The sequence below is a fragment of the Sphingomonas sp. C3-2 genome (assembly GCF_033025475.1).
Lineage (GTDB): Bacteria > Pseudomonadota > Alphaproteobacteria > Sphingomonadales > Sphingomonadaceae > Sphingobium_A.
Genome location: NZ_CP130322.1, coordinates 780,559 through 800,376 on the forward strand (window position 1 = coordinate 780,559; position 19,818 = coordinate 800,376).

20 protein-coding genes are annotated in these 19,818 nt (G+C 60.3%); 13 read left to right on the forward strand and 7 right to left on the reverse strand.

Annotation, left to right across the window (positions count from 1 at the left end; all coding sequences use genetic code 11):
- Window positions 1-71: 71 nt before the first annotated feature.
- Window positions 72-1,895: a glutamine--fructose-6-phosphate transaminase (isomerizing) gene (glmS, locus tag QYC26_RS03750; protein WP_317514058.1), complete on the reverse strand. Its 1,824-nt coding sequence runs from the start codon at window positions 1,893-1,895 to the stop codon at window positions 72-74.
- A gap of 7 nt (window positions 1,896-1,902) precedes the next feature.
- On the reverse strand, window positions 1,903-3,255 hold the full coding sequence (gene glmU, locus QYC26_RS03755) for a bifunctional UDP-N-acetylglucosamine diphosphorylase/glucosamine-1-phosphate N-acetyltransferase GlmU (protein ID WP_317514059.1): 1,353 nt from the start codon (window positions 3,253-3,255) through the stop codon (window positions 1,903-1,905).
- Window positions 3,256-3,341: 86 nt separating this feature from the next.
- On the opposite strand from glmU, the gene QYC26_RS03760 reads away from it, so the two are divergent.
- The 8 genes from QYC26_RS03760 to phoB all read left to right on the forward strand — a co-directional run bounded on the left by QYC26_RS03760 (window position 3,342) and on the right by phoB (window position 11,373).
- Window positions 3,342-4,025 (forward strand): HAD-IA family hydrolase, encoded by a 684-nt coding sequence (locus QYC26_RS03760; protein ID WP_317514060.1) that lies wholly within the window; start codon window positions 3,342-3,344, stop codon window positions 4,023-4,025.
- A 58-nt stretch (window positions 4,026-4,083) separates the two neighbouring features.
- Window positions 4,084-5,307 (forward strand): ATP-binding protein, encoded by a 1,224-nt coding sequence (locus QYC26_RS03765; RefSeq protein ID WP_317514061.1) that lies wholly within the window; start codon window positions 4,084-4,086, stop codon window positions 5,305-5,307.
- A gap of 81 nt (window positions 5,308-5,388) precedes the next feature.
- Window positions 5,389-6,435 (forward strand): substrate-binding domain-containing protein, encoded by a 1,047-nt coding sequence (locus tag QYC26_RS03770; protein ID WP_317514062.1) that lies wholly within the window; start codon window positions 5,389-5,391, stop codon window positions 6,433-6,435.
- 74 nt (window positions 6,436-6,509) lie between these two features.
- Window positions 6,510-7,889, forward strand: a complete 1,380-nt coding sequence (gene pstC, locus QYC26_RS03775) for a phosphate ABC transporter permease subunit PstC (RefSeq protein WP_317514063.1) — start codon at window positions 6,510-6,512, stop codon at window positions 7,887-7,889.
- Window positions 7,882-9,180 carry a phosphate ABC transporter permease PstA gene (gene pstA / locus QYC26_RS03780; protein ID WP_317514064.1) on the forward strand — a complete coding sequence of 433 codons (1,299 nt, stop codon included), beginning with the start codon at window positions 7,882-7,884 and terminating at the stop codon, window positions 9,178-9,180. The genes pstC and pstA overlap by 8 nt, the downstream gene beginning before the upstream one ends.
- Window positions 9,181-9,185: 5 nt before the next feature.
- On the forward strand, window positions 9,186-9,953 hold the full coding sequence (gene pstB / locus QYC26_RS03785; RefSeq protein ID WP_317514992.1) for a phosphate ABC transporter ATP-binding protein PstB: 768 nt from the start codon (window positions 9,186-9,188) through the stop codon (window positions 9,951-9,953).
- Window positions 9,954-9,966: 13 nt separating this feature from the next.
- The gene (phoU, locus tag QYC26_RS03790; protein ID WP_317514065.1) at window positions 9,967-10,671 is read left to right on the forward strand and encodes a phosphate signaling complex protein PhoU; all 705 of its coding nucleotides are present in this window, start codon (window positions 9,967-9,969) and stop codon (window positions 10,669-10,671) included.
- Between the two features lie 6 nt (window positions 10,672-10,677).
- Window positions 10,678-11,373 carry a phosphate regulon transcriptional regulator PhoB gene (gene phoB, locus QYC26_RS03795; RefSeq protein WP_317514066.1) on the forward strand — a complete coding sequence of 232 codons (696 nt, stop codon included), beginning with the start codon at window positions 10,678-10,680 and terminating at the stop codon, window positions 11,371-11,373.
- 76 nt (window positions 11,374-11,449) lie between these two features.
- On the opposite strand, the gene QYC26_RS03800 is transcribed toward phoB, so the two are convergent.
- Both QYC26_RS03800 and QYC26_RS03805 read right to left on the reverse strand, forming a co-directional pair.
- Window positions 11,450-12,451: an inorganic phosphate transporter gene (locus QYC26_RS03800; RefSeq protein ID WP_317514067.1), complete on the reverse strand. Its 1,002-nt coding sequence runs from the start codon at window positions 12,449-12,451 to the stop codon at window positions 11,450-11,452.
- Window positions 12,451-13,158, reverse strand: a complete 708-nt coding sequence (locus tag QYC26_RS03805; RefSeq protein ID WP_317514068.1) for a DUF47 domain-containing protein — start codon at window positions 13,156-13,158, stop codon at window positions 12,451-12,453. The genes QYC26_RS03800 and QYC26_RS03805 overlap by 1 nt, the downstream gene beginning before the upstream one ends.
- A gap of 116 nt (window positions 13,159-13,274) precedes the next feature.
- Here QYC26_RS03805 and QYC26_RS03810 point away from each other — a divergent pair, with 116 nt between their 5' ends.
- Window positions 13,275-13,610, forward strand: a complete 336-nt coding sequence (locus tag QYC26_RS03810) for a hypothetical protein (protein ID WP_317514069.1) — start codon at window positions 13,275-13,277, stop codon at window positions 13,608-13,610.
- A 157-nt stretch (window positions 13,611-13,767) separates the two neighbouring features.
- Complete coding sequence (locus tag QYC26_RS03815; protein WP_317514070.1) at window positions 13,768-14,667, forward strand: SDR family NAD(P)-dependent oxidoreductase; 900 nt, start codon at window positions 13,768-13,770, stop codon at window positions 14,665-14,667.
- Between the two features lie 8 nt (window positions 14,668-14,675).
- On the opposite strand, the gene QYC26_RS03820 is transcribed toward QYC26_RS03815, so the two are convergent.
- Complete coding sequence (locus QYC26_RS03820; RefSeq protein WP_317514071.1) at window positions 14,676-15,023, reverse strand: DUF2794 domain-containing protein; 348 nt, start codon at window positions 15,021-15,023, stop codon at window positions 14,676-14,678.
- Window positions 15,020-15,718, reverse strand: coding sequence for a serine O-acetyltransferase EpsC (gene epsC / locus QYC26_RS03825; protein ID WP_317514072.1), 699 nt, complete (start codon window positions 15,716-15,718; stop codon window positions 15,020-15,022). Before epsC ends, QYC26_RS03820 begins: the two co-directional genes overlap by 4 nt.
- Window positions 15,719-15,882: 164 nt before the next feature.
- Here epsC and QYC26_RS03830 point away from each other — a divergent pair, with 164 nt between their 5' ends.
- Together QYC26_RS03830 and QYC26_RS03835 are read left to right on the forward strand one after the other, a co-directional pair.
- Window positions 15,883-16,650 (forward strand): sulfite exporter TauE/SafE family protein, encoded by a 768-nt coding sequence (locus tag QYC26_RS03830; RefSeq protein ID WP_317514073.1) that lies wholly within the window; start codon window positions 15,883-15,885, stop codon window positions 16,648-16,650.
- Window positions 16,651-16,732: 82 nt separating this feature from the next.
- Complete coding sequence (locus tag QYC26_RS03835; protein WP_317514074.1) at window positions 16,733-17,644, forward strand: hydrogen peroxide-inducible genes activator; 912 nt, start codon at window positions 16,733-16,735, stop codon at window positions 17,642-17,644.
- Between the two features lie 22 nt (window positions 17,645-17,666).
- Here the strand turns inward: QYC26_RS03835 and pgsA are convergent, their stop codons facing one another.
- Window positions 17,667-18,218, reverse strand: coding sequence for a CDP-diacylglycerol--glycerol-3-phosphate 3-phosphatidyltransferase (gene pgsA / locus QYC26_RS03840; RefSeq protein ID WP_317514075.1), 552 nt, complete (start codon window positions 18,216-18,218; stop codon window positions 17,667-17,669).
- Between the two features lie 114 nt (window positions 18,219-18,332).
- Between pgsA and QYC26_RS03845 the strand changes: the two genes are divergently transcribed.
- Complete coding sequence (locus tag QYC26_RS03845; protein WP_317514076.1) at window positions 18,333-19,658, forward strand: MFS transporter; 1,326 nt, start codon at window positions 18,333-18,335, stop codon at window positions 19,656-19,658.
- Window positions 19,659-19,818: the final 160 nt, after the last annotated feature.

The following is a 19,818-nucleotide window of genomic DNA, read 5'->3' on the forward strand; positions in this document are numbered from 1 at the left end:
CTTATTGTTTTGATTATGCTGTCGCTGATGGCGGGCAGGCAGACACACACTACCCACCCCCACCTCAGCGATTATTCGACGGTAACAGACTTCGCCAGATTGCGCGGCTGATCGACATCGGTGCCCTTCAGGACCGCGACGTGATAAGCAAGCAACTGCACGGGCACCGCATAGACCAGCGGCGCGATCAGCGGATGGACGACAGGCATTTCGATCGTTGCCAGAACGTCATCCCCCGCCTGCGCAATACCGTCGGCATCGGAGATCAGGATCACCTTGCCGCCGCGTGCCTGCACTTCCTGCATGTTCGAGACCGTCTTTTCGAAAAGCGGGCCAGATGGTGCAAGGACGATCACGGGCACATGTTCATCGATCAAAGCGATCGGGCCGTGCTTCATTTCGCCGGCGGCATAGCCTTCGGCGTGAATATAGCTGATTTCCTTGAGCTTCAGCGCACCCTCAAGCGCCATCGGATAGTCGGGACCACGGCCGAGATAGAGCACGTCGCGCGCGGGCGCGACGAGAGGAGCGATCGCGAGAATATCCTCATCATATGCAAGCGCCTGGTTGAGCGCCGCTGGCGCCTCGGTCAGGTGGCTCACAATCTCGCGTTCCTCGTCCGCCGACAAACGCCCCTTGGCGCGCGCAAGATTGGCAGCCAGCGCCGCGAGCACCGCCAACTGGCAGGTAAAGGCCTTGGTCGATGCCACGCCGATCTCGGGCCCCGCATGCGTTGGCAAAAGCAGATCGGCCTCGCGCGCCATGGAACTGGTGGGCACGTTGACGACAACCGCAATCTTTTGCCCCTCAGTCCGTGCATGACGAAGCGCGGCGAGCGTATCGGCCGTTTCGCCAGACTGCGAAATAAACAGCGCAAGACCGCCTGGTTCCAGAACAGGCTGGCGATACCGAAATTCCGACGCGACATCGAGGTCGACGGGCACGCGCGCAAACTGCTCGAACCAGTATTTGGCGACCATGCCCGCATAGAAGCTCGTGCCGCAGGCCACGATCGTGACGCGGCGGATCTCACCAAGGTCGAAATCCATGTCAGGCAAGGCGACCTGATTCTCGAGCGGGCGCAGATAGCTCTGCAGGGTCTGCGCGACGACCACCGGTTGCTCGTAGATTTCCTTCTGCATGAAATGGCGATGATTGCCCTTGTCGATCATCGCTCCCGTCACGCCGGAATGCGTGACCGGGCGCTCGACGGGATTATTGTCGCGATCAAAGATCTGGACCTTGTCGCGCTTGACGACCGCCCAGTCCCCTTCGTCGAGATAGGCGATCTTCTGCGTCAACGGCGCCAGCGCAAGCGCGTCCGACCCCAGATAATTCTCCCCCTCGCCATAACCGACGACAAGCGGAGCCCCCAGTCGCGCCCCGATCAGCAGATCAGGATATTCCCGGAACATGATGGCGAGCGCAAAGGCACCGTGGAGACGCGGCAAGACCGCAGCCACCGCTTGTTCGGGCGTTGCGCCGCGCTCGATTTCGCGGGCGACGAGATGACCGACCACTTCGGTGTCGGTCTGGCTGGCGAAATGGCGGCCTTCGGCGATCAGTTCGTCGCGCAGTGGCTTGAAGTTCTCGATAATGCCGTTGTGGACCAAAGTGACATCGCCCACGACATGCGGATGCGCATTATCTTCGGTCGGCGCACCATGCGTCGCCCAACGGGTATGGGCGATGCCGCTGCTTCCCGGAAGCGGATTGGCGGCCAGCTTTTCAGCCAGATTGTTCAGTTTGCCTTCTGCGCGACGCCGGTCGAGCGCGCCATTATTGATGGTGCAAACACCTGCGGAGTCATATCCGCGATATTCAAGCCGACGAAGCCCGTCCACCAACCGACCCGCCACATCGCCCTGGCCGAGAATCCCGATAATTCCGCACATATTACGCTTATCCCGCCTTCTTTGCCTGCATTGCCGCACGGAAACGTGCGGCCCAGCCGGGCTTAACATCCTGTTTGCCCCGCGCAACGCCGAGTGCATCCGCCTCGACATCGCGGATTACCACCGAACCTGCGCCGACAATGGCACCATCGCCGATCCGAACCGGCGCAACGAGCGCGCTATTCGATCCGATAAAGGCGCCTTTGCCAATTTCGGTCCGATATTTGAAATAGCCGTCATAATTGCAAGTGATCGTACCCGCGCCAATATTCGCGCCCTCGCCAATCTCCGCATCGCCAAGATAGCTAAGGTGGTTCGCCTTGGCGCCCTTGCCCAGAACGGCCTTCTTGACCTCGACGAAATTGCCCACCTTCGCCTTTTCACGAAGTACGGCACCGGGACGCAGGCGCGCATAAGGGCCTACTTCCGAACCTTTTTCAACAACAGCGCCCTCAAGATGCGAAAAGGCGCGGATCGAAACGTGATCCGCCACATGGACACCGGGGCCGAAAACCACATTGGGCTCGATGGTAACGTCGCGGCCCAGCACCGTGTCATAGGCGAAATATACGGTGTCGGGTGCCGTCAGCGTAACACCGTCGGCCATGGCCGCGGCGCGGCGACGTTGCTGCCAGCTCGCCTCGACCGCCGCTAGCTCAGCCCGGCTGTTGACCCCTGCGACTTCCCAGGCTGCACCCTCGATAACAGCGCTCTGGCGACCATCAGTCGCCGCGAGCATGACAATATCGGGAAGATAATATTCCCCCGCCGCATTGTCGTTGCCGACCCGCGCCAGCAGCGCAAACAAATCGCGTGCGCGAACAGCCAACAATCCCGAATTGCACAGCGTGACGGCACGCTCCTCGGCAGAGGCGTCCTTGAACTCGACCATCTTGGCAATGGTGCCGGCATCATCCGCGACAATTCGGCCATAGGCTGCGGGATCGGTCGGTCGAAACCCTAGGACGACCGCAGCCGGAGCATCCGATGCGTTCAACCGCTCGCGCATGCGCTGCATCGTATCGACCGAGACAAGCGGCACGTCCCCGTACAGGATCAGAATATCACCATCGAACTCCTGAAGCGCCTCTTCCGCCTGCTGAACGGCATGCCCGGTGCCAAGCTGCTCGGCCTGCACCGCAATACGTACGCCGCGTCCTGCAAGGGAGGCCTCGATCTGATCGCGCCCCGAGCCGACGACGACGACCTTCTCCGTCGGCGCCAGCGTATCGATGCTCGCCAACAGGTGATGCAGCATCGGACGGCCCGCAATCGGATGCAGAACCTTGTGCCGGTCCGATTTCATCCGCGTCCCCTGCCCTGCGGCAAGAACGATGGCGGCAATCGGCGGCAGCGACATGCATTTTCCTCTCAACAGAAAGTCAGAAGCTGCGCATTGCCATGACTTGCTTGCCAACGCCACCCTAGGCGCGGCATGAGGCGGGCATGAACGATTTCCCCTTCGACATTGTCGGTTTCGATCTGGATGGCACGCTGCTCGATACCAGCGTCGACCTTGCAAATGCGGTCAACCACGCCCTTGCCCATGCCGGGCGCGCGCCGCTGAGCGTCGAAGAGGTAAAGCCCATGATCGGGGGCGGCGCCAAGAAAATGCTCGAACGCGGCCTGGAAGCAACGGGCGGCTATACGGAGGAAGAGATGGAGGATCTCTACCACCGGCTCCTCACCTTTTACGAAGCCAATATCGCGGTGGGAACGGTGCCCTTTCCCGGCACGCTTGCCGCACTGGACCAACTCGACGCCATGGGCGTGAAGCTGGCCGTCGTTACCAACAAGTTCGAACATCTTGCGCAGAAGGTGCTTGTGCAACTCGGCCTGCGCGACCGGTTCGTCGCGCTGATTGGCGGGGATACGATGGGCAAGGGCAATTCCAAGCCAAGCGCAGCGCCCATTCACGAAATGATTGCCCGCGCGGGCGGCGGACGTGCGGCCTTTGTCGGAGATTCCATTTTCGACACGCTGGCAGCGAAAAATGCCGGTATTCCTTCGGTCGCCGTCTCTTTCGGTTTCCTCATGCAGCCGATTGAAGAACTCGGCGCCGATGTCATTATTGATCATTATGACGAACTGATCCCCGCGCTTGCGAGGTTGATGCCGCAATCTGCCTGAAAAGCCCAACGCACGAAAATTGCGGTGACACTCTGCCAAATCCGCTAAGGGAAGCAGCATGAAGCTGCTCGATTCCCCGTGGACCACCACCGCAGTCGTCATCGTCATATTGGCCGCAGGAGTCGGTTGGGGCGTGGGAGGCAACTGGGAATCAGCGCTCGTCACGCTGCTCGGCGGAATGGCCGCGATCCTGATCGCACAATATCCGTTCAAATTCGAAAATGATAACACAACGCCGATATTGAACGCCGAAGAAAGCGCGGGCCGGGCCCGCGTCAAGGTGATCGAGGCGCTGAACGACCCCGCGCTCATCATCCGCCGCGGGCGCATCATCATCGCCAACCCGGCGGCACTCGCGCTGTTCGGCAACCATATCATGGGAGAGGACGTCCGCGTCGCCATTCGTCACCCCGCCGCCGCGGAACATCTGATGGCGAGCACCCTGCCCCGCGACGATCGTGGGATCGAGTTGGTCGGCCTCGGATCGCTTGACCAGCACTGGCTGATGCGTGTGGTCGACATCGGCGATGAACGCCGGCTGGTGCACCTCATCGATCGCAGCGAAGCCTATGTCGCCGAGCGGATGCGCGTGGACTTCGTTGCCAATGCGAGCCACGAACTGCGCACGCCGCTTGCCGGCATCATCGGTTTTATCGAAACGCTGGACGAGCCGGAAGCCGGTAGCGACGCCGGAACCCGCAAGCGCTTCTTGGGCGTGATGATGAAAGAGGCCCGGCGTATGCAGACGCTGGTGGATGACCTCATTTCCCTCTCCCGCATCGAAGCGGACAAATATCGTGCGCCCGACGATGCGGTCGATCTGGTACCACTGGTTCAGGAAGTCAGCCGGGTGACGAAGGATCGCCCCGGCGCGGATCAGCGCGAAATCCTCGTCGAGATTGACGAGAAAACGCCTCCTGTGGCCGGGGACCGGGCACAGCTATCCCAGTTGCTACACAATATCGTCGGCAATGCGTTCAAATATGGTCGTCCAGGCACCCCCATCCGCATCTCTATGGCAGGAAACGGTAATGCGATGGTGAGACTGTCGGTCGAGGACGAAGGCGAAGGCATCGCCCCACACCATATTCCGCGCCTCACAGAGCGCTTCTACCGCGTCGATTCGGGGCGAAGCCGTTCACTCGGAGGCACCGGCCTTGGCCTTTCAATTGTTAAACATATTGTCGAACGGCATCGCGGAAAACTCGATATCGCAAGCATTTCCGGTAAGGGCACAACGGTGACAGTCACGCTTCCTGCCGCTTCGGAGCGCATGTCATAAAAGTGAAATACATCTGCAACAAAAGGCCAACCTGACGCTGCTAGCGCGGCGCCGCGCCACAAACGTGGCAAGGAGATCAGAATGTTGAAGAAGTTTGCACTCATCGCTGTTTCAACGCTCGCGCTGTCCGCTTGTGGCGATCAGGGCGCGACCGGTGCGTCCGCAGCCCGCGACCAGATCAAGGTCGTCGGATCGTCGACTGTCTATCCCTTTTCAACTGCGGTTGCCGAACAGTTCCAGCATAAGAATACCGGCTTCAAAGCACCCGTTATCGAATCGACGGGCACCGGCGCTGGCATGAAGCAGTTCTGTGCCGGGCTCGGTGCCACGCACCCCGATATTGCGAACGCATCGCGTCGCATCAAGAAAACTGAGTTCGACGATTGCCAGAAGAATGGCGTGAAGGATGTCGTCGAAGTCCAGGTGGGCATTGATGGTCTGGCATTTGTAGAATCGGTCAAGGGACCGGCGATGAAGCTGACCCCCGAAGACATCTACAAGGCGCTCGCTGCCAATCCCTATGGCAAGCCCAACACCACCAAGACCTGGAAAGACGTGAACGCGGCACTGCCGGCGATCCCGATCCAGGTGTACGGCCCGCCGTCGACCTCCGGCACGCGCGATGCTCTCGCCGAACTGATCCTCGAAAAGGGTTGCGACGCAAATCCGGAAATGAAGGCGCTGAAGTCCGAAAACGCTGACAAGCACAAGGATCTGTGCACCCGCGTCCGCGAAGACGGCGCCTATGTCGACTCCGGCGAAAACGACAATCTCATCGTGCAAAAACTGGGCGCCAACCCGAACGCCATCGGCGTCCTTGGATACAGCTTCCTTGAGGAAAATCTGGCAACCGTCCGCGGTATCGAGTTGAACAATGTGAAGCCGACCTACGACACGATCGCCGACTTCTCCTACCCCGGCGCGCGGCCCCTCTACATCTATGTGAAGGCCGGTCACTTGAACGCCATCAAGGGCCTTCGCGAATATGTCGGCGAATGGGCAAGCGCCTGGAACACTGGCGGCTATCTGGCCAAGCGCGGTCTGATCGCATCCCCCGAAGCGGTTCGCAAGGCCAATGCGGACACCGTCGCCAATATGACGCCGCTCGACGGCGCTTCGCTCAAATAATCAAACCGAACTTTTTGCGGGTCGGATGGATATCCAGCCGGCCCGCATAATTGCAAGAAAGGCTGAACCCCACAGTGTCCACGCTCGCACTCCTGTTCCTAGTGCTGGGGCTCGGCCTTATCGCCTGGGTCAGCGCCCGGATGCGCGCCGCGCGGTTTTCCGTCAGCGCTGGAAGCACGCGCCCGCATTCATTGCCGGCCTATCATGGCTGGTATGTATGCCTTTGGGCGGTCATCCCGACGCTGATCTTCCTGGTCGCGTGGTCGATTGTGTCGCCGGGGCTGGTGACCGATTCAGTCCTTTCCACTTCGGTGGCCGCAAAGCTACCCGAGCTCGCGGTTGAGCGCGCCTCCATTCTCGCCGAAGCCCGCGGCATTGCCCAGGGCACGATCACGGCAGCGTTCAATCCGCTGTCGACCGAACTCGCGCCCGCTTATCGCCAGGCACTGACGCTTTACGGCTCGATCGGCACCGCGATTGCGCTGATCCTGGCCTTCGCCGGCGGCGCCTATGCCTTTACCCGGGTGAAACCAGACTTCCGCGCCCGTACGCGCGTTGAGCGGCTGGTGATGGGTGCACTGCTTCTCGCCTCGCTCATCGCGATCCTGACCACGATCGGCATCGTCGCATCGCTGCTCTTCGAATCCGTCCGCTTCTTCAGCATGATTTCGCCCGTAGAGTTCCTGTTCGGTACGAAGTGGAGCCCGCAATCGGCAGTGCTCCCCGGCCAGCAAAATGCCTTCGGCGCGGTTCCGCTCTTCTGGGGCACGATCTTCATCGGCGCGATCATCGCCATGGCCGTCGCCATTCCGCTCGGCCTGATGAGCGCGATCTATCTCACACAATATGCCAAGCCCTCCACGCGTCGCTGGATGAAGCCGATTCTCGAGATTTTGGCGGGCGTGCCGACCGTGGTTTACGGCTATTTCGCGGCCCTTACCGTGGCGCCGGCGCTCCGCGATCTGGCGGTCGCCATAGGCATCAGCAACGCATCGTCGGAATCCGCGCTTGCCGCCGGTGTCGTAATGGGCGTGATGATCATTCCTTTCGTGTCATCCATGGCAGACGATTCCATCGCAGCGGTTCCGCAGGCGATGCGCGACGGCTCACTCGCCATGGGCGCAACCTCCTCCGAAACCATCCGCAAGGTGCTGCTGCCGGCCGCCCTGCCCGGCGTCGTCGGCGGTGTGCTGCTCGCGGTAAGCCGCGCGATCGGTGAAACGATGATCGTGGTGATGGCTGCTGGCCTTGCTGCCAATCTGACCGCCAATCCGTTCAGTTCGGTCACCACCGTCACCACCCAGATCGTTCAGTTGCTGACCGGCGACCAGGAGTTCGACAGCGCCAAGACGCTCGCCGCCTTCGCGCTCGGCTTGGTCCTGTTCATGATCACCCTCCTCCTCAACATCGTCGCCCTGCGCGTCGTGAAGAAATATCGGGAAGCTTATGACTGACATTACGGCAAATTCCGCGCCGATGTCGGATGCGCCAAAGGCTGCACGCCAGCCGACCGACTGGAACACGCCCGCAATGCGGAAGCGGATCCAACGGCGCTATGCGGCGGAACGCCGCTTCCGGGCGCTCGGCTTCATCTCGGTCGTCATTTCGGCCGCGTTCCTTGCCTTCCTGCTGATCACGATGGTCGGCAATGGCGCACGTGGCTTCACCCAGACCGAAGTGCGCCTTCCGGTGAACTTCGCGGCGTCGACGCTGATGATCGACCCGGCAACTCTGCGCGGAGACAAGGCCGACGAGGCACTGGCAGCTGCCGATATTCAGGGCGCCACAGATGCCGCCGCCAAGGCCGCCTTTGGCGAGAATGGCGACACATATATTTCGGAAAGCGCCTGGCTTGCCGTGCGCGATGCGATCAAGGCGGATCCCGATATCCTGTCGAAGCAGGTGGAGATCGAAGTTCCGGCATCCACGGCGGTCGACCTCGCGGCAAAGAGCAAGGGCGATGCTGTCGGTGAGGCAGCCTATGCCGCGCTGCAAGCGCAGGACCGGGTCAGCACGGGCTTCAATGCCGGTTTCCTGACTGGTGCCGATGCAACCGATCCGACCCGCGTCGGCGTCTGGGGCGCGCTCAAAGGCTCGCTTCTGACAATGGTCGTCACGCTCCTTCTGGCCTTTCCGATCGGCGTTCTCGCGGCCGTCTACCTGGAAGAATATGCGCCGCGTAACCGCTGGACCGATCTGATCGAAGTCTCGATCAACAATCTGGCTGCGGTGCCGTCGATCATCTTCGGATTGCTTGGTCTCGCCGTGTTCCTCAATGTCATGCATCTACCACGCTCGGCCCCGCTGGTGGGTGGCCTGACGTTGGCGCTGATGACCATGCCTGTAATCGTGATCGCCGGCCGCAACGCCATCAAGGCCGTGCCGCCATCGATCCGCGACGCAGCACTCGGCATCGGCGCTAGCCCCGTGCAGGTTGTGTTCCATCACGTTCTGCCGCTTGCCCTGCCCGGCATTCTGACGGGTACGATCATCGGCATGGCACGTGCCCTTGGTGAAACCGCGCCACTGTTGATGATCGGCATGCGCGCCTTCATCGCGACCTCGCCCGGCGGTATCACCGATCCGGCAACCGTGCTTCCGGTCCAGATCTTCCTCTGGTCAGATGAAGTGAGCCGCGGCTTTGTCGAAAAGACCTCTGCCGCGATCATCGTTCTGCTCGTCTTCCTCCTGACGATGAACGGGATCGCAATTTATCTCCGCAACAAGTTCGAACAGCGCTGGTAATGGATATGACGATGACCAACCCCAAGATGACCGCGCGCGACGTGAGCGTTTTCTATGGCGAGAAGCGCGCGATCAACAATGTCTCCATCGATGTGGAGATGGATAATGTGACCGCGTTCATCGGCCCGTCGGGCTGCGGTAAATCGACCTTTCTGCGCACGCTGAACCGGATGAATGACACCGTTTCTTCGGCACGGGTCGAAGGCAGCATCACGCTAGACGGTGAAGACATCTACGAATCCTCGATGGACGTCGTGCAACTCCGCGCCCGTGTCGGCATGGTGTTCCAGAAGCCGAACCCCTTCCCCAAGACGATCTATGAGAACGTGGCTTACGGCCCCCGCATCCACGGGCTTGCAGCCGGACGCGCGGACATGGACAACATCGTCGAGAACGCGCTTCGCAAGGCCGGCCTGTGGGATGAAGTAAAGGACCGGCTTTCGGACAGCGGCACAGCGCTTTCAGGCGGCCAGCAACAGCGCCTGTGCATCGCGCGCGCCATTGCAGTGGATCCGGAAGTGATCCTGATGGACGAGCCCTGCTCGGCACTCGACCCGATTGCGACCGCCAAGATCGAGGAACTGATCCACGAACTGCGTGGCCGCTATGCGATCGTTATCGTGACGCACAACATGCAGCAGGCTGCGCGCGTTTCGCAGCGCACGGCCTTTTTCCACCTCGGTACGCTGGTGGAATACGGCGAAACCTCTGAAATTTTCACCAATCCGCGCGAAGAGCGCACCAAGGATTACATTACCGGCCGGTACGGCTGAGGAAGGCGGGGATATGGGTACGGGAAGCGAACATACCGTAAAGGCTTTCGACGAGGATATCGGCAAGCTGCGCGGGCTGATCTCTCAGATGGGCGGCTATGCCGAGGAATCGATCAACGGCGCCATCGAAGCACTGGTGAAGCGCGACGATGAAAGCGCGCGCCGGATCGTGGCCGCCGACCGCAAGATTGATGCGCTTGAGGTCGAGATCGAACGACTTGCCGTGCGCGTGATCGCACTGCGCGCGCCGATGGCCGATGACCTTCGCGAGATGGTCGCTGCGATCAAGATCGCCGGCGTGATCGAGCGTATCGGCGATTATGCCAAGAACATCGCCAAGCGCGTGCCGCTGATCGAGAACCACCGATCGATCGAGCCGGTTTCGCTCATCCCCGCAATGGCGCGGACAGCAACCGAGATGGTGCATGATGTGCTGGATGCCTTTGCTGCGCGCGACGCAAAGAAGGCCGCCGAAGTGGTCGAGCGTGACCATATCGTCGACGACTTTTACAACAGCATCTTTCGCACGCTTGTAACATTCATGATGGAGAACCCGAAGATCATCGGGGAGGCTGCCCATTTGCTGTTCGTGGCGAAGAACCTCGAACGCATTGGCGATCACGCAACCAATGTTGCCGAAATGGTCTATTATGCGGCCACCGGCGATTATCTGGGGGACCGTGAGCGCGGCGAAGACCCCACAACTGTCACGGAGTAAAACGGGATGCGCGCCGACATGCTTCTGGTTGAGGATGATGCGGCGCTCGCCGAACTCCTCATCTACAATTTCGAACGGGAAGATTTCACCGTTCGCCATACCCCCGATGGCGAGGAAGCTTTGCTCCTCGCCCGGGAATCGACGCCCGATATCGTACTGCTCGACTGGATGGTCGAAAGCCTGTCGGGCATTGAGGTATGCCGTCGCCTGCGCCGCGCAACCGACACAGCCAATGTACCGATCATCATGCTGACCGCGCGCGGCGAGGAAGAAGACCGCGTACGCGGGCTCGAGACCGGCGCCGATGACTATGTGACAAAGCCCTTTTCCCCGCGCGAACTCGTTGCCCGTGTCGGCGCGGTCCTGCGGCGGGTTCGCCCTGCTCTGGCGGGCGAAACGCTGAGCTATGCCGATATCGAAATGGATACGGTGGGCCATAAGGTGAAGCGCGGTGGCGAGATCGTGCCACTGGGGCCGACGGAGTTCAGGCTGCTCAAGCATTTCCTCGAACACCCCGGCTGGGTCTTCTCGCGCGAACGCCTGTTGGATAGCGTCTGGGGGCGTGACAGCGAGATCGAGCCGCGCACCGTGGACGTTCATATCCGTCGTCTGCGCAAGGCGATCAATGTGGGTGGGCGCAGCGATATCATCCGCACCGTCCGTTCGGCGGGCTATGCGCTCGACAGCGAAGGCGCAGCCTGAACCAATTGCCCCCGAAATAAAAAGACCCCGGAGCCATGGGCCCCGGGGTCTTTTTTTATGTCTGACACTGCAGCGTTCAGAACAGCGTAGTGAGTTCCAGAAACAACCAGCCGATCAGTGCCGCCATGGGAAGCGTGACAAGCCAGGCAACAAGGATGCTGCTGGCGACGTTCCAACGAACCGCCGACACGCGGCGCGCAGCGCCCACGCCCACGATAGCCCCCGTAATGGTGTGCGTCGTCGAAACCGGGATGCCAAGCCACGTCGCGCCGAACAGCGTGATCGCCCCACCCGTTTCCGCACAGAAGCCCTGTGCCGGGGTAAGGCGCGTGATCTTGGAACCCATGGTGTGCACGATCTTCCAACCGCCCATGAGTGTCCCGAGCCCCATCGCGGCCTGGCAGGTGATCACCACCCAGAAAGGCACATGGAATTCACCGTTGAGCATGCCCTGCGAATAGAGCAGCACGGTGATGATCCCCATGGTCTTCTGCGCATCATTGCCGCCGTGTCCGAGCGAATAGAGTGAAGCCGACACGAACTGCAGCTTACGGAAAGACTTGTCCGCCGCCTGGGCAGAAGCGCGCTTGAACAGCCAGGACGTGATCAGCACAAGGACAAGTGCAAGAACGAGACCGATTGTCGGCGAGACAAAGATGGCAAGCGACGTCTTGATGACGCCGCTCCACACCACACCGTCAAAACCGGCCTTGGCAACACCCGCACCAAGGAGGCCGCCAATCAGCGCATGGCTGGACGAGGACGGAATACCGAGCGCCCAGGTGATAACGTTCCAGACGATCGCGCCCATCAAAGCGGCGAAGATCACTGCGGGGGTGACGATATCAGCGGATACGATCCCCTTCCCGACGGTTTCGGCGACATGAAGGCCGAAAAACAGGAAGGCGATGAAGTTGAAAAAAGCGGCCCACATCACCGCATATTGCGGACGGAGCACGCGCGTCGCGACGATGGTTGCGATCGAATTGGCCGCATCGTGCAAGCCGTTCAGAAAATCGAACAGCAGCGCAATGCCGATCAGCGCAACCAGCAGCGGAAAGGCGATTGTCGGATCCATCAGGCGTGATCGATCACAATGCCCTGAATCTCATTGGCGACGTCTTCGAAGCGATCGACGACCCGTTCGAGATGGCGATAGATCTCACGCCCAACGATGAAATCCATCGCATTGGCGGTGCCGTCCTTCTGCGCATGGAAGAGGGCCTTCACCCCGGCTTCGTGCACAATGTCCGATTCCGCCTCGATATGGACGATCTGTTCGGTCAGCGTGTGAAGCTGTGGGCCATTGGGACCGATCTTGCGCATCAGCGGCATGGCTTCCTGCGTAAGGCGAGCCACACGCGCGATCTGCAAGCTCATTTCGCGCATCTGCGGCTGAAATTCGGTGACTTCGAAAAGCTGGATGGCGGTTGCCGTCTTGTGCATTTCGTCAATGGCGTCATCCATCGAACCAATCAGATCGGTAATCGCACTGCGATCGAAAGGGGTGATGAACGTACGGCGCACCAAGCGCAGCGTTTCCCGGATAATATCATCGGCCGCGTGCTCGTGCGCGTGGATTTCGTCGCAATATTGACCGATTGTGTCGCCACCCTCAAGCAGCTTGACCAGCGAATCGGCGCCCTTGACCAAAGTTTCCGCATGTGCGTCGAACAGGCCGAAAAACCTGTCTTCCTTAGGCATTAGCGCCTGGAACCAGCTCAGCATTGGATACCTTTTGTTTGTTGATTGCGTCGCGAATAGCGCCTCAATGGATGAGCGCAAGTGCGCGCATGTGGATCAATCTTCCGTGAGCGACGTTTCCTACCAGCGCTTTGGTCGCGTTTACCGCGGCAAAGCTTCGATGCGGCGACACCGGCCGCACCAATAAGGAGGTTGCGATGAAAACATTCCTGATCAGCGCGGCACTGCTGCTTGGCAGCGCCGCCATGGCGCAGGAGTCTCCCCCGACTGAGCCGGCACAACCGCCTGAAGCGACCCAACCCGCGTCGCCCGACATGATGCCCCCCCCATCCCCGGATGCTATGCCGGCGCAAGATCCTATGGCAGCCCCGCCATCGCCCAACGAAAGCGCGATGCCTGCAGCGGGCGCCAAGCAATTCGGCACTCCACCGACTGTTGACCAGAAATATCCGCCGCCGCCGGCTAAGGCTGAATATCCTTGGTGCTCAAAAAGCGTGACCGACGGCTGCAAGCAGCGGCGCAATCCGAAATAAGGCCTGCCGGAAGGGCAATGCACTTCCGGATGTGCTGCCGACGCCCCTCCCTTCTTCCTCTCGGGAGGGGCGTTTTATGCCTTCCAGACAAACACGCTTGCCTTCACGTTCGCAACGAATAGTCTCTCGCCCGCAAAAATGAGGGGGAGATGCCGCAATGACCATCAACTTCAACGACCGCGTAGCGATCGTTACCGGCGCAGGCGGGGGCATTGGACGCATATATGCGCTCGAGCTCGCAAAACGCGGAGCGAAGGTTGTGGTCAACGATCTGGGCGGCGCGCGCGATGGAACGGGCCATTCCGACGCCGCGCTGCAGGTGGTGGAAGAAATCCGCGCTAATGGCGGAACGGCCATGGCCAATGGCGGCAGCGTTACAGAATTCGCTCAGATGCAGGAAATGGTGGCCAAGGCGCGTGAAGCCTGGGGCGGCGTTCATATTCTCATGAACAATGCCGGTATTCTTCGCGACAAGAGCTTCGCCAAGATGACGCCGGAAGATTTTCGCCTGGTCGTCGACGTCCATCTCATTGGATCGGCAAACTGCGCCAAGGCGGTGTGGGACGTGATGAGGGATCAGAATTATGGTCGTATCCTCATGACGGCCTCTTCCACAGGGCTGTACGGAAATTTTGGCCAAGCCAATTATGGTGCCGCGAAGCTGGGACTTGCAGGGTTGACCAAGACGCTCCACCTCGAAGGCGCGAAGTATAATGTCAGGGTGAATACGCTGGCGCCCGTTGCAGCAACGCGAATGACCGAAGACATTTTCCCCGAGGAAGCCTTTGCCCAGTTCGGTCCCGAAAATGTGGCACCAGCAGCGCTATTTCTCGTTTCCGAGGATGCGCCCAGCAACGTGATCGTCGGCGCAGGCGGCGGGGTTTATCACGCCGCCTATATTACCATGACACCGGGAGTTGCGCTGCCGGAGCAAGAACGCACTCCCGAAGGCATTGCCGCCGCGTGGGACCGCATTATCGACCGCGAGGGTGAAATCGTGCCGCAATCGGGCATGGAGCAATCGATGGCGATATTGAATGCATTGAAGCGCGGCTGAGAAACGCGTCAGTCGGCAACCAGTTTCAGGAGGCGTCGTTCGACGGGAGCCAAGACCGAAGGCAATTCATGGCCCCTTTTGAGCATCAGCCCGGATTCCCCGACAAGCGCCCACATGCCCTGCCGCTGCCGTAGTGCCGGACGCTTTTCGATACGGAACTCCGGGCGCTCGGATGCACGCCTAAATGCCGCAAACACAGCGACATCATGACCAAGATGGATCGCATAATCGCGCCAGTGGCCGGCTGCGACCATTCGACCATAAAGATCAAGGATACGCATCAGTTCGAGCCGCTCGAAGCCCACTTGCGTGGGCGCACGCCCGGATATCGGAAAGGGCGTGACGATCCCCGTCATGCGCTGTCGCGCTGCGCTCCGTTATCCGCCTTGCCCTCTCGCTCGGCCATCAGCAGATCAAACCGCTTCTGCAGCGTTTCGAGTTCGCAGCGCATGATCTCAAGCTTTTGCGTAGCCGGATCGAACAGATCGCTGCACGGCGTGCCATAAGGTACAAAGCCGCGCTGATATTCGGTGGCATCGACCAGCGTTTGCCGCGCTGGAATACCAACCATCACCGCCCCTTCGGGGACATCCTTGGTGACCACGGCATTGGCACCGACGCGACCGCGCGGACCAACGGTGATCGGTCCCAGCACCTGCGCGCCCGATCCGATGATCACACCGTCCTGCAAGGTCGGGTGCCGCTTGCCCGCGACGCCATTTGCCGGATTCGTGCCCCCCAGAGTCACGCATTGGTAAATGGTCACATTGTCCCCGATTTCGGCGGTTTCACCGATCACCGTAAAGCCGTGATCGATGAAGAGGTTTTTGCCGATCCTGGCACCGGGATGAATGTCGATGCCCGTGAAAAAGCGCGACAGATGGTTCACGAAACGCGCGAGGAAAAAGAGATCGGCTTCGAACAGCCAATGGGCAATACGATGCATGCCCACCGCTAACACGCCGGGATAAAGCAGAATTTCCCATCGCGACCGCGGCGCAGGATCGCGCGCCTTGATCGAATCCAGATAGGATATGAGCTGTGCCAGCATGTGGCATACCTTCCCTGTTCTTAATCGCCGCAATTTAGTAGCCGACGCGACAGAATACCAGTGGCGCTGAAAGTTGACCTCCCCCTAGGTGATAGGGAAAGTGTCTTGTGCAGACAGGCACCGTCAGGCAGCAGGGCGCCCGTTGCGTATAAAGTGGGGTGGGCATGATCGAGCTAATCACCGAAAATTGGAGTGCGGTGCTGCCGTTCATTGCCATCGGCTTTGCCGCACAGATGGTGGACGGCGCGCTGGGCATGGCATTTGGCGTGATCTCGAACACCCTGCTCGTCAGCTTCATGGGCGTACCGCCCGCACGCGCATCGGCTGGCGTACACCTCGTCGAGATGTTCACCACCGCCGCATCGGGCATCAGCCATGTCATCCACCGCAATATCGACTGGAAGCTGTTCGCGCGGCTCGTGATCCCCGGCATCATCGGCGGCTGTCTGGGCGCTTATGTGCTCACCAATATCCATGCCGATGCGGCGCGCCCCTTTGTCATGGCGTACCTGACCTGTATCGGCCTCTATCTGCTTTGGCGCGCATGGGATTTGCCCCGCCCGCACAAGCGCCCTAAGGTGATTGCGCCGCTTGGACTCGTTGGCGGTTTCCTTGATGCCGCAGGCGGTGGCGGCTGGGGTCCGGTTGTCACGTCCAACCTGCTCGTCCAAGGCGCGACACCCCGCACGACGATCGGCACGGTCAATCTGTCCGAGTTTTTCCTGACCACTTCGGTGTCGCTGATCTTCATCTGGCAGCTTGGCTTTGCCGCCTTCACCACAGTGACGGTCGGCCTATTGCTGGGCGGTTTGCTGGCTGCTCCCTTCGGCGCCTATCTGACAAAGCGCGTATCCGCACGTACGCTGATGACGATGGTGGGCGTCGTGCTGACGCTGACCAGCCTCTACAGTGTGTACAAGGCGCTGAGCTGAGCTGAACCGAGCGGGCGCCACGGCTGGCTAGAAAAATCGATCAAAGCGATTATATTCGCATGATTGATCGAGAAGGTGACTGATGTCGACATATCTGCCGACGCTAAAACAACTGCAATATCTGGTGGCATTGCGCGATCATGGCCATTTCGGGCGGGCCGCAGATGCTTGTTTCGTGACCCAGTCGACACTTTCGGCCGGGCTGCGCGAACTGGAATCGCTGATCGGCATTACGCTGGTGGAACGGACCCGGCGTGTCGTGCGGTTTACCCCCCTAGGTGAAAAGATCGCCGACAAGGCGGTGCGCGTATTGCAGGAAGCCGAGGAACTGTCGGGCATGGCACGCGCTGCCGGGAAGCCTTTATCGGGCGACCTGCGCATGGGCGTCATTCCGACCATTGCGCCCTTCCTGCTACCCAAGATTCTTCCACGCATTCGACAGGACTGGCCCGAACTGAAGCTCTACCTGCGCGAGGAAACCAGCCGAAGCGCGTGCGAATCGCTGCATCATGGCCAGGTAGATTGCGTGTTGCTTGCCCTTCCCTATGCCTGTGGCGATGTGGAAACCGCCGCGCTGTTCGAGGACCGGTTATTCGTGGCCTTTCCACAGGGCGAGCGCGAACATCTCCCCGCCCTGGTCAACGCCGATGCCATCGATGAAAGCCGGCTGTTGCTGCTCGAAGACGGCCACTGCCTGAAAGATCATGCGCTGGCGGCCTGCAACCGCCCCGAACTACGCGCCGAAGCAGCGATGCTTGGAACCTCGCTGCACACGCTGGTCCAGATGGTCGACAACGGGCTTGGCGTTACGCTGCTTCCCGAAATGGCGGTGGATGCAGGCATTCTCGACGGAACGACGATCGAGGCGCGACCACTCGACGCGGCCAACCCGTCCCGCCGGATCGCATTGGTATGGCGCAAGGGCAGCCCCCGGGAGCGCGATTTCCAGCTGTTGGCCGATGTCTTGAAAGACGCCAAGGCAACGACGGAGTAATATCTCCGAAGCCGCGTCGGCCTCAATCCATGTGCTTGAGGCCGACGCGCAGGTAATCCCAGCCGGTGACCATCGTCAAGATCGCCGCCGCCCAAAGCGTGACCACGCCAGTGCTCATCACAAACGGCCATTCGGGCAGCGCGCCGCCCAGAATTAGGGCACCTAGCGACACCAACTGAAAGGTCGTCTTCCATTTCGCAAGGCGGCTGACCGGTACGGAGACGCTGAGCCCGGCCAGAAATTCGCGCAGGCCCGATACCATGATCTCGCGCAGCAAAATGATGAGCGCGGCAATCATGTTCCACCCCTCGATATCGTCGATGAAGATCAGCATCACCACGACCGCCGCCACCATGATCTTGTCGGCGATGGGATCGAGGAAGACGCCGAGGCGCGATACCGTGCCCTTGGCGCGGGCCAGATAGCCGTCGAAATAATCGGTAATGCCCATCAGGCAATAGAGCGCAAAGGCCAGAAAATAGTCGAACGGCTTTGGGCTGGGCCAAAGCAGAAATACGAGCAAGGGTACCGCGAAGATTCGCGACAGCGTCAGAATGTTCGGAAGCGTCAGCATGATCGTCCCCTCCATAGCGTGCATATTTGCAACTGTGGAGAGATTGATTGGTTTTGCGGCATCGGTCCGCTATGACCGCGCCTCCTGTGAATTACGGAGCTTCCATTCCGTCCCATGCAAACCTCGCTCCGGCTCCTTGCCCGCCGTCGTTTCCTACCGCTTTTCGTTACGCAGCTGTTAGGCGCTTTCAACGACAATCTGTTCAAACAGGCGATGATCCTGTTCGTTACCTTTCAGGTCTATTCGGACCCGATGCAGGAAACGGCGTTCAACGCGGTGGCGACAGGGATTTTCATCCTGCCCTTTTTCCTGCTTTCGGCGCTGTCAGGGCAGTTGGCCGATGCGCGCGACAAGGCGATGATCATCCGCTGGGTGAAGACGGCCGAGATATTGATCATGGTAGTGGGTGGAATCGGGCTTCTCCTCCCCTCGGTTCCCTTGATGCTCGTGGCGCTGCTCGCGATGGGCGTGCACTCGACATTTTTCGGGCCGATCAAATATGCGATCCTGCCGCAGCACCTGAAACATAATGAGGTTCTAGGCGGCACCGGACTGGTCGAAGCCGGTACCTATATCGCGATCCTTGCCGGCACGATCACGGCAGGCGCGCTTGGATATCTTTCGGCCCATACCGCCAATGCCAGCGGCGGGCTGATCAATGATACGGCCAAGCTTGCGACCGCCCTCGTGCTACTCGTTGCGATCTTGGGCTGGGTTGCCGGACGACAGGTTCCGGCCGCGCCCCCGATCGGTGAACCGGACCCGATCGATTTCAACGTGCTGCGATCCTCGTGGAAGCTCGTGTCCAGCACGATGCACATTCCACGCCTGTTCCTGGCGATCTGCTCGATCAGCTTTTTCTGGACGATCGGATCGGTACTGTTCATCGAATTCCCGCCAATCGTGAAAAATGTACTGACCGCGGACGAAGGCGTGACCAGCCTTCTCCTCTCGATCTTCTCGGTGGGCGTCGCCATCGGATCGATCGCGATCAACCGCTTGCTGAAGGGTGAGGTATCCGCCCGTTACGCGCCGGCATCCGTGGTCGCGATGGGTGGTTTCATCGTCGCTTTCTTCTTCGTCCTGCGCGGTTGGACGGGGATGCCCGAAGGCCAGCTTTACGATTTCTGGACCTTTTTGAACCTGCCGAATGCCCCAATGCTGCTGGGATCGCTTTTGATGGTGGCGGTCACCGGCGGCATGTTCGTGGTGCCGCTCTATGCGTTTCTGACGACCACCGTCGCGCAAAGCGAAACCGCGCGGACCGTCGCCGCGAACAACATCGTCAATTCGGGTGCGATGGTGATCGGCGCGGTGCTGGCGATGGCGCTTTCAGCCATCGGCGTCAGCGCGGTCGATCAATTGCTGATGGTTGCGGGCATGTGCCTGATTTCAGCCTGGCTTGCGCTCAGGTTGATCCGGGCGTGCCGCCACGGTTAAAGGATGAAACCGTAAAAGGCTGTGAATGCGACGCAAAAGGTAATGCCTGCGTCGCGCCAGTCCGCCGCGACAAGGGCATAGCGTGAGGCCGCAAAACGGGAGATCGGTCGCGTCCTTGGCGCCACCGGCAAACGATCAAGCTTGTTATCGCCCCTTGCAT

Coding starts and splice junctions, on each gene's coding strand:
- glmS (WP_317514058.1), bottom strand. CDS start 1,895: ATGTGCGGAATTATCGGGATTCTCGGCCAGGGCGATGTGGCGGGTCGG.
- pstA (WP_317514064.1), top strand. CDS start 7,882: ATGACTGACATTACGGCAAATTCCGCGCCGATGTCGGATGCGCCAAAG.
- QYC26_RS03810 (WP_317514069.1), top strand. CDS start 13,275: ATGAAAACATTCCTGATCAGCGCGGCACTGCTGCTTGGCAGCGCCGCC.
- QYC26_RS03760 (WP_317514060.1), top strand. CDS start 3,342: ATGAACGATTTCCCCTTCGACATTGTCGGTTTCGATCTGGATGGCACG.
- QYC26_RS03815 (WP_317514070.1), top strand. CDS start 13,768: ATGACCATCAACTTCAACGACCGCGTAGCGATCGTTACCGGCGCAGGC.
- glmU (WP_317514059.1), bottom strand. CDS start 3,255: ATGTCGCTGCCGCCGATTGCCGCCATCGTTCTTGCCGCAGGGCAGGGG.
- QYC26_RS03765 (WP_317514061.1), top strand. CDS start 4,084: ATGAAGCTGCTCGATTCCCCGTGGACCACCACCGCAGTCGTCATCGTC.
- pstB (WP_317514992.1), top strand. CDS start 9,186: ATGACGATGACCAACCCCAAGATGACCGCGCGCGACGTGAGCGTTTTC.
- QYC26_RS03800 (WP_317514067.1), bottom strand. CDS start 12,451: ATGGATCCGACAATCGCCTTTCCGCTGCTGGTTGCGCTGATCGGCATT.
- phoB (WP_317514066.1), top strand. CDS start 10,678: ATGCGCGCCGACATGCTTCTGGTTGAGGATGATGCGGCGCTCGCCGAA.
- QYC26_RS03835 (WP_317514074.1), top strand. CDS start 16,733: ATGTCGACATATCTGCCGACGCTAAAACAACTGCAATATCTGGTGGCA.
- QYC26_RS03770 (WP_317514062.1), top strand. CDS start 5,389: ATGTTGAAGAAGTTTGCACTCATCGCTGTTTCAACGCTCGCGCTGTCC.
- epsC (WP_317514072.1), bottom strand. CDS start 15,718: ATGCTGGCACAGCTCATATCCTATCTGGATTCGATCAAGGCGCGCGAT.
- QYC26_RS03830 (WP_317514073.1), top strand. CDS start 15,883: ATGATCGAGCTAATCACCGAAAATTGGAGTGCGGTGCTGCCGTTCATT.
- phoU (WP_317514065.1), top strand. CDS start 9,967: ATGGGTACGGGAAGCGAACATACCGTAAAGGCTTTCGACGAGGATATC.
- QYC26_RS03845 (WP_317514076.1), top strand. CDS start 18,333: ATGCAAACCTCGCTCCGGCTCCTTGCCCGCCGTCGTTTCCTACCGCTT.
- pgsA (WP_317514075.1), bottom strand. CDS start 18,218: ATGCTGACGCTTCCGAACATTCTGACGCTGTCGCGAATCTTCGCGGTA.
- QYC26_RS03820 (WP_317514071.1), bottom strand. CDS start 15,023: ATGACGGGGATCGTCACGCCCTTTCCGATATCCGGGCGTGCGCCCACG.